A 12,021-nucleotide genomic window follows, 5' to 3' on the forward strand; every position below is an offset into this window, starting at 1 on the left:
TGCCATTGTTATGGCTGCCTATGGCGACAGCAAAATCTCGGCGTTCAGCTGGGGCCGCACCAGCGCGACTGGCGTTGCGATCCGGTTCCTCACCGAGAAGGAAATCGCCGACGGCGTGAAACCCGAAAAGGCGGCGGATTTTGATGCGACCAAGCATAAGATGATCGACTGATGCGGTGACGCGGCGGGGGCCTGACACCAACAGCGCAGCGCCCGACGCGCTGGCTGAACCAGCGTCACCGCGCGTGCTGACCGATTGGGAGCTGTGGGCTTGCGCCAACCATTATGTGGCCACTCACGGCGAGGACGCCCCCATTTTTGCGGCTTTGCGTGTCGATGCGCTGCTAGCTGGCGATGACCTTGATGGCGCCAATAACTTCCTCGCGATCCTTCGGCGCATCCACGCGCTGCTTGGGGAAGGGAAGGGGCAGGCGCATTGAATTTGGCTTCATGTCTGTCTTTTGTGATAACGCACTGTAGCGCCAAAGCTGACTCATTACGATTTCGGAGCAGAATCAGTGATCGCATTGCTTCTCGCTTTGAGCGCGGTCCCGGCCGGCAGCGAATTCACCTGCACACCCACCCGCGTCTGGGACGGCGATGGTCCGATCTGGTGCGCTGAGGGGCCGCGCATTCGCTTGGCCGGCATTGCCGCGCGCGAGATCGACGGATCATGCAATGTGGGCCAGCCCTGCCCAAGCGCAGGCGCCGTCGAGGCGCGCGACCATCTTGCCGGGCTGATCGGGACCGTTACAGGCCAGTCAAACGAGGGGCATCTGCTCGTACGCGGAGCGGAGATGCGCTGCACCTCGGATGGCGGCGCGGGCGGCGGGCGAACAGCCGCTTGGTGTGTGTCGCCGCGCTCGGGGGACTTGTCTTGTGCCATGGTCCGCGATGGCTATGCCCTCATCTGGGAGCGATACTGGCGGGGGCACAAATGCAACTGAGCAATTGTGCCAAAGCGCGGCTGCTGGGGCCGCTCTCCTTCATCTTTATCGCCTGGCTGCTAGGCAATGTGGCCTATGCACTATTTATTTGGGTTTTTCCGGCTTTCTGAGCTCTGTTCGGCAGAGTGCAGCAGGGACAAGTGATGCGCATTCTTGGAATCATTGCTGCAATTGGCCTGAGCGCAGTCTTGTCGGCGATGGCTAACGCGCATTTCGGCGGACTCGCTGCTGATGGCTGTCACAATGGCCGCAAGAATGGTGGCCGCCATTGCCATCGCGCGCCAGGCGGTAGTGCGCCGCCCGCTGAGCGACCGCAGCGGGCATTCGGCGGCTCGGTCCATTATCCCAATTGCGCGGCTGCCCGCGCCGCCGGTGCTGCGCCCGTTCGACGCGGTGATCCCGGTTATGCGCCGCATCTCGACCGGGACAATGATGGCGTCGGCTGCGAGTAGGAGAATGTAGAACGATCATCAGTCTGCTCGAGATGACCGCGACTATTGAGCGGCCCCCGCTCGTTGATGGCGCTCGCGGAGATCATGGTCGCAGGCTCCGTATTGTTCGTGCGCCGGGTGAATACGCAGCGTGGCGGCCGATTGCAGCAAAGGGAAGCGCATGCTTCATCGCTTCTCCGTTGGATTCGATTTGTGCAATTGTAACGCCTTCCCAAGGTCATATTCAAACCTGCCCGGCGCGCGCGGCGGTCAGATGTCGATCGTTAGTTGTCCAGGCGTTTCGGCTGGGAAAACGCAGGCATAGTTCCACTTGTCCTTAAGCGCCTGGTCGTCCCATGGCATTGTGCGCTCGGTGGCGTAGTTGAAATAGAGCGTCTTGGCCTCATTGGGTCCGAAGCGCAGTAGCCGAGCAATGCATTCCGGATCGGGGTGGCCGAAGCGTGCAGCGTTGGTCGAGATCGCGAAGCGTCGGCAATCGAGCCGGGCGAGAAGCGCCTTAGTCAGGTTTCCGCGGCTGCCGTGATGTGACAGCTTGAAAAGGTCGATCCGCGCCCGCCCACCGTCGTCCGCAGCCCTGGCCAATCCTGCCTCGATCAGGTCGGCATGGGCATCGGCGGCGAGTATCATACGCTTACTGGCATACTCGGCGATCATCGCGATCGACGAGCCATTGGCCTCGCTACTGTCTTGGCCGCCCGGAGCGGCGAGCGCCTCAACATCGAGCACCGCAGGCATCGGCCGCTTAGCTAGAGGTGCCACACGGGCCAGCTCAGCCTCGGCGAGAGAGGGGCGGGGGTTGGTGCCGCCGTCGTCCTGCCCCTCGCGCCACTTCTCCCACTCGTGCCGCAGCTCCTCCAGCTTTCCGCGATCGGGCGAGATCAGGGTGAGGGTCAGCCCGGCGAAAGTGAAGGGCTCCGTCCGCGCCTCGATCATCACGGGCCCACCGCTGAATTCCTCGTTAACCTCCCAGCCCAGTTTTTCGAGCAATAGGCTGTACTCGTCGGCCCCCTTGAACCCCATCGGCGCGAAGCCGCCCAGAGGAGTGAGTCGTTCGAGCTGGGCAAAGCCGTTATACCAAACCGCTTTGGGCACCAGTGGCGAGCCCTGTTCGGCCATTGCAATCAGCCCGTCGAGATGGTCGGAATCGATGTGGCTCAGGACCATCAGATCGATCGCCTCGCCGCGCGTAGCAACCGCTTGCAACGCCGCTTCGAGATGCGGCCAGGTGGCTCGCCTGCCGCCGTCGATCAGCACGTGGCGCAGGTGGTCTTCATCTTCGCCATAGTCGAGCAGCAGGCAGTCGCCCTCGTTGGCGGGGAGCATAGTCAAGCGGAACACGCTCATGGCGCTATCACCCTTCCGCGGCCGAATTCTGTCTGGCTAGCGGGCTGTGGCAGACCGTTAGTGGTGGCCGACAAGTAGAGCCGCTCGCGCACCTTTTGCGCGCTCGGCTTGGGATCGAGCAGCTTCAACTGCTGCCACCACAGCACCGCGACGCCCGCGACGTGCGGACAGGCCATGCTGGTGCCGCTCATCGTGCTCAGATCGACGCTGCCTGCCTTCGCGGAGAGGATGTCGACACCCGGCGCGCAAAGATCGACATTGATGTTGGAAAACGGCGCAAGGCTGAAACCCGTTCCGTGGCGGCCTAGGGCGCCGATCGCCTCGACGCCGTCGGACGCGCTCGGCAAGCCGGCCGAGATCGCCGCGGGCTGGGCTTCGGCATGGCGGGATTCGTTGCCCGATGCCGCCACCACCAGCGCGTCGCGCCCGAACGGAGCCTGGGCCCCGAGGAAGTCGATCAGCGCATCGAAGGCGCGTAGGTTCTGCGCAAACGCGACCAGCGCCTGGGAGGCGGCCGCGTCGGGAGCGAAATCATACCATTCGATAAGGCGCTTAACCATGCCGGGATAGTCGAAGCCGAGCGACATTGAGATCACATGCGCCTGCTGCTGCGCGGCCCAGTTGATCGCGTCGAACAGTCCTTTAGTGTCGCTCTCGCCGTTGTCGGCGAGTACCTTGGCGATCAGCGCTTTCTCTATCCCGCGGGCGATGCCGATGCGGCGCCCGCCGACATCCTGTCCAAAGATCGTGCCGGCGCAGTGGGTGCCGTGGCCGTTGATGTCATGCCCGGCACCATTCGGGTCGGTGAAGTCTCTGACCTCAATGCGGTCCCCGATCCCGGCGAAGGCAGGATGCGCGAGATCGATTCCAGTGTCGAGCACTGCCACCCGCACGCCCGATCCGTCACGCGCCGATACGTCTGCCCCGGTCGCGGCGATCCCCCAACTGTTGCCATCGGCTGCCGCAGTAGCGGCCAGCGCCACGTCGCCGGCGGGCCGGATCAGCTGCATCGGCATGGTCTCGAGGACCAGGCGCGGCCTGCGGGGCGTGGCGGACTGGCGTGCTTCGGCGACCTGCGCATCGCTCAGGGACTGTTCCTGAATTTCGAGCTTGACCGGCAGGTGCTTGGCAGCTGCGACCGCCGCGGCATCGACCCCAAGCCGCTTGAAGGTTCGCGCGGGCGGGCCGCTGCGCGCGGTCGGCAGCGGCGCGCTTTCAGCGCCGCGATGCCATGCCCTGTTGGGCATTTCGCCTACCGCCTCGATGATGATGTAACGACGATCCTGCTTGCGCATGCGTCCCTCTCCCTCAGTTTTCCCCCAGGTTCGTCCCCGTGGCACTGTTTCAACTCTGACTAACCCGTGACAAGCTGCGCCCGCTTATGCCTTGAACGTCCAGTAGCGCGCCTGCTGCGGCGTCATTGCCGCACGCAGGCGGAACCGCCGGTCGGGCGGCGAGCCGTCCTCGAGCAATTCGTGCATGTCGGCGAGCACCTCGTCGCTGCTGGCGACATAGCCATGGCCGAGCAGCGTCATGTCGACCTTCTCGACGCTGATCGTGTCGATCGGCGGGATCACTTGCACCGGCGGGGTGAAGCCGATCCGATCGGCGCCGTTGACCAGCCGTGAAGCGCGCACCGCCAGATCGGCGGAGGAGACATAGATTGTCGTGCGCTCGGCAAGGGCATTATAGGCGTGGGCAAGCTGGCGGAAGGTCTGGCCATCGACATCGGGTGCGGCGAGGATGATCTGGCCGAACCGCTTGACTGTCCGCGTACCGGCCTCACCGAGGATGCGCGTCATCGCGCTGAGCAGCCCGCGATTGCCCATCGAATGAGCGATCACGTGTACCTGCCGCGCGTTCGACTGTTCCGCCACGTCGATCAGATATTTCGCGATTGCTGCTTCGCTCGCCTCGATCGTAGTGCCGTCCGTCAGATAGCCAAGCAGACGCCCGCGCGAGGGCCAGCTGAAGAAACTCATCGCGCCTGTGAAGCCAAGGTCTGCGCCGATCTGTGCAGTCTGGAGCGCAGCGGCACGGAATGAGGTGTTGTAGCCGTGGATGAAAACCAGTGCGTCATTTGCACCCTCGCCACCAATACGCTCTCGCATCCACGCCCACAGGTTTGCTGCATCAGTGATCTCCGGCAGATCATAATGCAGCCGGTCTTCGCCGGTGAATATGCGTCGCCACCACGGCGATCCCGTGGTGCCGATGCGGTGGTGCTCTGGGATCGTCACGTCGCAGTACCCGTAATGTACTTCCTCGCCGCGCTGACCGGTAAAGTCCGTAATGGCCTTACCCTTCATCGCCGGCAGCCGGGTGGTCGCAAATCCGACGCGGTAGATGTTCTTTTCCCGCTGCACTTTCGGAGTGGGACTTGGAGGTAATGCAGGATCGATGCCCGACACAGCGTCGATGCTGGCTCTCAAGGTGAGTTCGGCAATCAGGCCGCTCAAAAGACTGCGCGCGTCGGCTAATTCTTCCCTGGTAAGGGTGCCAGGTGAGAGATCCTTTATCACTTCGGCAATCTGCGTCTCGGCGCGTTCGATCATACGGCGCAGTGGACCAAACCCGCTAGCTGCCGCCCGTGCCGGGTCCTCGAGTCCTACATTGACCTCGCTGCTATCGTCGATCGCTAACATTGCACGCGCCGCAACTATGCCGGCCAGAGCTTCGCGTGCTTCTGCAGCTTCGAAGAGTAACTTGGCTAGGTCTAAATCCATCACACGGTCTGCCGCGATGTGGTAAAGCTTTGCCGCGTGCAGCAGAGCTACGACCACGGCCCTGTATTCGAACTCAGTCTCCGGTGCAGATGCTATCTGGCTCACAATTCTCTTCCCGCGTCAGAGTCAGTTTTTAGAGTAAACTCTAAAACATCATTCACTTGGTCAAATATATTGAATAACTATCCGATTCTAATTGTTTAATAATGACGTCAATAAGCTGAAATATATAACATTGTTTGACAAGCAATGACTAGACGTTTAGAATATCAATATTTGGTAATTTGTATTAATTCTGATAAGAAATGATCAACTCTCTGCACTGTCTGGCGTATGGCCGACAACATTTCGAGAGAAAGGTCACTGTAGGTACTCTCATTAATATCACCGTCATTAGGCGATTCCGAAAGGACTTCTAAAGGTCCAAGCTTACGGCGCATAGCAGATTGACGGTTTCCTGCAGATGGCCAACATGAGTACGCCATTTCGCGCGACTGAAAGATAACCATGCGCGAGCCCTAAATGCGCTCGCGTTCGACGAGCCGGCGATAATGTTCGCCGAGCACAGTGAGTTTGCAAGACTTTGAATTCATCGCCGCATGATACATGTGTGGAGCATCGAGCGGGATGACTAACCCGACTCGGTTCAGCTTCTGCAAAATCGCGAATTTCTGGGTATGCTCATCGACAGGCGCCGGAATTTCCGGGTCTGCCTGAGCGGGGCGCTCAGGCTCGTAGCTCGGGTCCAGTTTGAATTCACTGCCGGCATAGGGGAAAAACTCGGTAAGGCGACGGAGGTCGGCGAGCTGGAGCGGGGCCTGCACCTTTCGTAACGACACAAAGCGCTTGACGTTGGTGCGGAAGATCGGCCGCTGTTCCCATTCGCCTAGCGACTGATCGATATGGGCGTAAATGCTGCCGGGCGTGATATCGCCCATTAGGTTGGCCGCTGCCCCGCCAAGCGCATCTACAAGAAGTGTCGTGAAAACGCCAGCTCCGTCTACCTCGCTCGCATATTGCTCGTCGGTTGAAGCGGTTAAGATGGTCATACCATCACTCAGTTCGGCGAACTGGCTAGCGGTATCGACGCCCGCAACACCTGAATGGCAACTGTCGAGCAAAACGAGCTTGTTCTGCGCGCGTGAACCATTAGCGAGCATCATGATTTCACCGATTGACAGTCCATCGTCGCCGCGCTTGGTGTCGCCCCCGCATAAATAGCCACCGGTCGCCTCGATATGCCCATGCCCGGCGAAGTAGAAAAGTGCGATTGCACCGTCGGCAGCAAAGAGCTCGGCGACCGCATCCTTTATTTCTCCGCGTTCGATAATGTCGCTCGGCCCGGTGCCGGTGAGTATCTTGACATCGAAATTCTTAGTGCCGTCGCTGTGGCGTTCGAGCGCCGCCTTGACAGAATGGGCATCATTTACGCAGCCGAAGAGCGGCGAGAGATGCTCATAATAGTCGATTCCGATGACGAGTGCCTTGCGCATATAGAGTTCCTCAAAGTGAGTTGATGAAGCCCGTGACTGCGTCCCAAGTCCATCGTACTGGCACCAACCCAGGTACCCGTGTTTGGTCGTTAGAATAAACCCAGAGTGCTAGGATTGGCTTGCCTTCCTCGCGCGCGCACTCGATTTCCCATTTCTGCCCGCTGGAATTAAGCGAATTGTTGCTGATGAGCGCAATGACTCCATCCGATCGCTTGATCCGCGTACGCACTTTGGCTTTCCAATCGGACGCATATGCGTCGCGTAGTGACATATCGATGTATTCGAAGCCGGTGCGTGTATTAAGGGACTGCCCCTTGAGAAGGTCGCGTTGGCGCTCGTCCTCAATTGCAAATGCTATGAAAACTACTTTGTTCGTCATCTTTGGTTTTCCCTGGCTTCGGGTTCGACCCATTGATCGACATCTGATTATTGACCGAGCTTCTTCCGCAAGGTCGCAAAGAATTCCTCGGTTGAGCGCGTGCGGGCAACGCTTTCCGCAATTACCGATTTACGAAGTGTGCTAAAGCTCTGGCTCGCCTGCTTCGACGCCACCGCATAATGATCAAGATCAGCCTCGCTACGCAAATAGGGCCATTTGCGCAGAAATTCGGGGGGCAAAGCCGTACCCGCTGAGAATGTCGCTAGCGGAAAATCCTTCTCGGTGGCAACGCCGATTTCCCATGGCACCCATTGCGAGCTATTCGTCGTCGGTGATACTACGGCGAGTAGTTGGGTGCATTTGCCCATCTCTCGCTGGATATGTGTTGCGAGATCCTCGCCGCGGCGTCCAATATAGGGATCGATCACGTCGAGATAAGCCTCGATACCATGGCGGATGGCCAGCCGCTGCTTGATTTGCAATGCCATTGTGGCGTCGGCAGCTTGGTGAGAAAGAAAGACTTTGATCAAAACTTTTCATCCCCTTTGGCCACGTATGGTTTCCGCGTCCGCTACGCCGCTCTACCCGAGATAGTATAGGTCCCAAATTCCCTGTACGACCGACTTCGAACTCCATCCCACGCACCGCTGCGAAGCCGAGGCAACAATGCTTGATGTGCGTAGCGCGCCGCGCAGATCGACAGCCAGGATTGGTTTGCTATAGTCTATCGCCCCATCGATTTCCCTCGCGATCCATTCACTATGGGTCGCATACATGCCCGTTGGCATGACGATAACATGACTGCGGCTTATCTGATTGTAGATGGCGTCGCGCAAATTCTTGGCGCTGCGCCAGCCCATAATTGGATCGCTACTGGGCACTGAATAGTTGCGGAAGTCGATAGATGCCTGACCGAAACGCCAGCGTTTTTCAAAAATCCAGTAGGCCAGCGTATCGTAGTGATGCGAGTAGCGCCATGAGTGACTGATGAAGACGTGAATTTGGTGAACGCTCATGACATTCGAGCAATTAAAAGCCGCCGCGCGACTCAGCAAGAGTCGCGTAAGCGAAGAATTAGGTGTGAAATGTGCCCGAATCGCATCGGTTTTGGCAACACACCGGTGAGCGACACCAGCCATTGCGCTTACGCTGTGTTACTGTTTAAACAACACTGTGGGGGAGGGGCGGATGAGCTACGAATATGACGTCTTTCTGAGCTATCCGCGCCGAGGGTATAGCGGTGACTGGGTGCGCAATCATTTCCGTGACGCGTTGGTTGGCTTTCTCGAACAGGAAATGGCCGATGTGCCACGGGTATATTTCGACCAAGATCAGACAATAGGAGTCAATTGGCCCGCAAATGTTAGGCGCGCCCTCTTGCGAAGCAAGATTCTTGTCGCGGTTTGGTGCCCGCCCTATTTTCGATCCGATTGGTGCATGGCCGAATGGCATAGCATGCGTGCGCGCGAGCAAATATTGGGGCTGGCTACCGTCGAACGTCCACAGGGCCTTATTGTGCCGGTCGTGTCCGCCGACGGACAGACTTTTCCGATTGAGGCCCGAACAACGCAGTGGCGCGACATGAGCCAATGGTCTTTCCCCACTCCCGAGTTCGGCAAGACTGTCGAATATGTTGAATTTCATCGCCAAATGCGAGATTTCGCGACTGAACTAGCGGCGTTGATCGCCGCGGTGCCCGACTGGGATCGCGATTGGCCTGTCAACATGCCGGCGCCTTCGGACCCGCCGTCATTCGGACTGCCGAGGCTGTAATTATGAGTGGTAAGGTTATCACCTTCTATTCCTACAAGGGCGGCGTCGGGCGAAGCTTCGCGCTCGCAAATGTGGCAGCCTTACTCGCACGATGGAATTTCCGCGTGCTGTGCGTTGACTGGGATATCGAAGCGCCGGGACTAGATCATTATTTCGATATTGTGCGGGAGGATCGACGCGGCCTTGTTGATATGCTTTGCGAGTGGAACACAACAGGCGACGCGCTCGCGTGGAAACCTTACGTTCGCAATGCAAATCTGTCTGACGGCATTGAGATCGACCTCATGCCCGCAGGCAGACAGGACGAGGAGTATTCTCGGCGCGCCCAGTCGCTGGACTGGGATGCGATGTACGAGAATCGGCTTGGAGATGTATTCGAGGCCATGATCGCTGAAATGCGCGACAATTATGATTTTATACTGATCGATAGCCGGACTGGGATAACGGACTTCGGCGGCATCGTAACTGCCCAGCTCCCCGACATCCTCGTCTTCATGTTCACCGCAAACGGACAAAGTCTTGAGGGCTGTGCTCGGGTCGCCGAAAGGGCGCAGTTCGCGCGCAAAGCCTTGCCGATCGACCGCGGGCCGCTTCGTCTCCTGCCGGTCGTGTCGCGCTTCGAAGGGCGCGTTGAATACTCGATATCGCAAAAATGGCGTGAGCGTTTCTACGCACGGCTCCAACAACACTATTCTTCCTGGCTAGTCCAGAACGTCGATCATCGCAAGATCATCGACCTAACCACTATCCCCCATGTGCCCTTCTGGACTTTCGGCGAAGGCTTGGCGGTTTTGCAGGAAGCCGACGGCGGATTTTCCCCCGACTCGATCAGCTACAGTATCGAAACGATTGCAGCGCTCCTCGCCCAAGATCTTGCTGCCACCGAGGTTCTCGCAGAGAGCCGAGATCTCTATGTCAACACCCTTCAGCGCCGCGAGGTGCGCCAGCGCGATGGCGTAGAAAATGTGTACTTGAGCTATGCTTACAATGATTTGAAAATAGCAAATCAGCTGAAGGTTATTCTGGCTCAAAACGGAATAAGCTGCGTTAGTTCGGACTTCGTGGTCGGTGAGCGAGGTCAATCGCTGGGTAGTCTCGACCAGATCAATCGCGCTCAGCACATGCTCGTGCTGGTCGGCCGGGAGTTCGGCCAGTGGCAACTGGCCGAATTACGAGCCTTTCGAACCCAGTCCGCCCTCGACGATCGGCCAAGGCATTTGGTACCGGTTCTTCTTGAACCTAATCTCACAATTCCTGACATGCTGCTGAGCTACAAGTCGCTAATACTCGGCACCGATTTCGAGAAATTTGCTAGCTCGGTTCTTGACATTGTCGGTGCAGGGCCAGCCGCTGTATAGTCACGTGAATGGTTCCTCGCGCCTTCGATTGCGCCAACTTCTGGCAATTATATACTTGAGAAAGCAGAATGCCGCTGTAGAGCATCAAGAGCGTGACAGGCCGGTAATTATTTCAGAGGGTCAATTAGACGCGGCAGTTGCCCTGCTAACCAGCTACGATCCAAATTATCATCGGTCAGAGGATGTTGTGCTGTCCATTGCTCGAATTCTTTTGGCGGGTCGCTCCCAGCGCCATGCAGGAAGCGCACTGACCCCTTAAGGGTCGGGAGTCCGCGAGCCTTAGCCAAGGCCGCATACCCAAGCGCAGTTGCTGTGCAAAGGTCTGCTTCGAGTTTTGATAGGTCATCCGCGCGGGCGGGGTTGTGTGGTGTAATGTGGTGCCGCGCACATACTTCAGGCTCATTTTTGTCTTGCGCCCAGCGCCAGCCCCACGCGCCGTGAAAAGCCTGATTTCGTTTTTGCTTTGTGTCGTTGAGGGCCTTGGCAAAGAAACTGGCCGCGTCTTCGGCCTCTTGTGATGGCAGGTTTTCTAGGTGCTTTTTGAGTTCGTCAAGCTTCGCTCCAAATGACTTGTCTCTGACTAGGGCCTCATGCTGAGCGCGGGTCAGCCCGATCGCGTCTTGCAGTAGAAAATCTAGCAAAAAGTCTGCATACCCCCATAGAACAGCAATTCGTCCAAGCTGGGCGTGTTGGACGTCGGTAAGTGGCGAAATGTAGGCCGATTGAAGCGGATTGAACGACATGACTGACACCGATCAAAAAGAGTTAGAGGTGCTACGCCGGATGCTGGCAACGCCACCGACGCCGCACAAGGCAAAAAGGAATTCAAACGATGGCGATGCGAAGCGGCGCGGGAAAAAGGACCAGAGCGCGCGAGATTAGGCTCAGGGCCGTTATGGCCCTTGCCAGATGGTTGCGCGTTCCGGTCCAAGTCCACCAGCGTTATTTCACGACGCAGGTCTTAAAGTGACTTTTTAGCGTTGCGGGATATTCGAACGGCCCTCGCGCAACAGCCACGCCGCTGTGATGATCGATCACTAGCAGCTTATCTTTGGCTGAATTGAGCTTGGAATTATAGTAGAGCCGATGTTCGAGATCGTCGATCTTTTCGTGTGATTTCAGCAAAACGAACGATGTTGTTTCTGACCACACGTACGGCTCGCCTGGCGTTTTGCGAATCTCGTCAATGAAACTCTGATACCGTTCCGAATAGGTGGTATCCGATTTAATCTCAAAACTTACTGCGTATTCATAAGCCATGATAGGCCTCCGTCATTGCGGAAAGGCCTTGCAAATTGGCTAAAAATGTGGCATCTCACGTTGTCAACAGAGAGTGACATCACTTTCAAACAGTTTGGGTCCGGCGGCCTTTCCTAGGGTAAATGCCGAACTCGAATCGGGGCGGTCTTGGTAGGGCCGCCCCAACTGTTTTCTGTAGCACATAAAATCGAAAAAGTCCAGATGTTGCCGTTCTGTTCGTGGGGAACGGCGCGTGAACATCTAAGGCTTCGTCCAACGCTTTCGACACTCGCCAATCTGGCGCGGCGCC

Annotated in this window: 15 protein-coding genes; 6 read left to right on the forward strand and 9 right to left on the reverse strand. The window is 57.9% G+C overall.

Annotation, left to right across the window (positions count from 1 at the left end; translation table 11 throughout):
* Window positions 1–176 precede the first annotated feature (176 nt).
* The 3 genes from AC2TC0_RS15065 to AC2TC0_RS15075 all read left to right on the forward strand — a co-directional run bounded on the left by AC2TC0_RS15065 (window position 177) and on the right by AC2TC0_RS15075 (window position 1,399).
* Complete coding sequence (locus AC2TC0_RS15065) at window positions 177–440, forward strand: DUF6961 family protein (protein ID WP_484718310.1); 264 nt, start codon at window positions 177–179, stop codon at window positions 438–440.
* A 99-nt stretch (window positions 441–539) separates the two neighbouring features.
* The gene (locus AC2TC0_RS15070) at window positions 540–947 is read left to right on the forward strand and encodes a thermonuclease family protein (RefSeq protein ID WP_484718311.1); all 408 of its coding nucleotides are present in this window, start codon (window positions 540–542) and stop codon (window positions 945–947) included.
* A gap of 143 nt (window positions 948–1,090) precedes the next feature.
* Window positions 1,091–1,399, forward strand: a complete 309-nt coding sequence (locus AC2TC0_RS15075) for an excalibur calcium-binding domain-containing protein (RefSeq protein WP_484718312.1) — start codon at window positions 1,091–1,093, stop codon at window positions 1,397–1,399.
* Between the two features lie 249 nt (window positions 1,400–1,648).
* Here AC2TC0_RS15075 and AC2TC0_RS15080 read toward each other — a convergent pair whose 3' ends face one another.
* The 7 genes from AC2TC0_RS15080 to AC2TC0_RS15110 form a co-directional block, all read right to left on the reverse strand.
* Window positions 1,649–2,743, reverse strand: coding sequence for a ComEC/Rec2 family competence protein (locus AC2TC0_RS15080; RefSeq protein ID WP_484718313.1), 1,095 nt, complete (start codon window positions 2,741–2,743; stop codon window positions 1,649–1,651).
* Complete coding sequence (locus AC2TC0_RS15085; protein ID WP_484718314.1) at window positions 2,740–4,038, reverse strand: S8 family peptidase; 1,299 nt, start codon at window positions 4,036–4,038, stop codon at window positions 2,740–2,742. The genes AC2TC0_RS15080 and AC2TC0_RS15085 overlap by 4 nt, the downstream gene beginning before the upstream one ends.
* 84 nt (window positions 4,039–4,122) lie before the next feature.
* Complete coding sequence (locus AC2TC0_RS15090) at window positions 4,123–5,388, reverse strand: alpha/beta hydrolase (protein WP_484718315.1); 1,266 nt, start codon at window positions 5,386–5,388, stop codon at window positions 4,123–4,125.
* Between the two features lie 599 nt (window positions 5,389–5,987).
* Window positions 5,988–6,962 carry a caspase family protein gene (locus AC2TC0_RS15095; RefSeq protein WP_484718316.1) on the reverse strand — a complete coding sequence of 325 codons (975 nt, stop codon included), beginning with the start codon at window positions 6,960–6,962 and terminating at the stop codon, window positions 5,988–5,990.
* A 10-nt stretch (window positions 6,963–6,972) separates the two neighbouring features.
* The gene (locus AC2TC0_RS15100; protein ID WP_484718317.1) at window positions 6,973–7,341 is read right to left on the reverse strand and encodes a TIR domain-containing protein; all 369 of its coding nucleotides are present in this window, start codon (window positions 7,339–7,341) and stop codon (window positions 6,973–6,975) included.
* A gap of 47 nt (window positions 7,342–7,388) precedes the next feature.
* Window positions 7,389–7,871, reverse strand: coding sequence for a toll/interleukin-1 receptor domain-containing protein (locus AC2TC0_RS15105; RefSeq protein ID WP_484718318.1), 483 nt, complete (start codon window positions 7,869–7,871; stop codon window positions 7,389–7,391).
* 51 nt (window positions 7,872–7,922) lie between these two features.
* Complete coding sequence (locus AC2TC0_RS15110) at window positions 7,923–8,357, reverse strand: TIR domain-containing protein (RefSeq protein ID WP_484718319.1); 435 nt, start codon at window positions 8,355–8,357, stop codon at window positions 7,923–7,925.
* A gap of 172 nt (window positions 8,358–8,529) precedes the next feature.
* On the opposite strand from AC2TC0_RS15110, the gene AC2TC0_RS15115 reads away from it, so the two are divergent.
* Together AC2TC0_RS15115 and AC2TC0_RS15120 are read left to right on the forward strand one after the other, a co-directional pair.
* A complete protein-coding gene (locus AC2TC0_RS15115; protein ID WP_484718320.1) occupies window positions 8,530–9,114 on the forward strand; it encodes a TIR domain-containing protein in 585 nt (194 codons plus the stop codon).
* A 2-nt stretch (window positions 9,115–9,116) separates the two neighbouring features.
* Window positions 9,117–10,472, forward strand: a complete 1,356-nt coding sequence (locus AC2TC0_RS15120; RefSeq protein ID WP_484718321.1) for a KGGVGR-motif variant AAA ATPase — start codon at window positions 9,117–9,119, stop codon at window positions 10,470–10,472.
* Window positions 10,473–10,579: 107 nt separating this feature from the next.
* On the opposite strand, the gene AC2TC0_RS15125 is transcribed toward AC2TC0_RS15120, so the two are convergent.
* Complete coding sequence (locus AC2TC0_RS15125) at window positions 10,580–11,215, reverse strand: hypothetical protein (protein WP_484718322.1); 636 nt, start codon at window positions 11,213–11,215, stop codon at window positions 10,580–10,582.
* Here AC2TC0_RS15125 and AC2TC0_RS15130 point away from each other — a divergent pair.
* Window positions 11,214–11,354, forward strand: a complete 141-nt coding sequence (locus AC2TC0_RS15130) for a hypothetical protein (protein WP_484718323.1) — start codon at window positions 11,214–11,216, stop codon at window positions 11,352–11,354. The genes AC2TC0_RS15125 and AC2TC0_RS15130 overlap by 2 nt on opposite strands.
* A 60-nt stretch (window positions 11,355–11,414) precedes the next feature.
* On the opposite strand, the gene AC2TC0_RS15135 is transcribed toward AC2TC0_RS15130, so the two are convergent.
* Complete coding sequence (locus AC2TC0_RS15135) at window positions 11,415–11,732, reverse strand: hypothetical protein (RefSeq protein WP_484718324.1); 318 nt, start codon at window positions 11,730–11,732, stop codon at window positions 11,415–11,417.
* Window positions 11,733–12,021 lie beyond the last annotated feature (289 nt).

It is taken from the genome of Sphingopyxis sp. sgz302558, assembly GCF_057220455.1.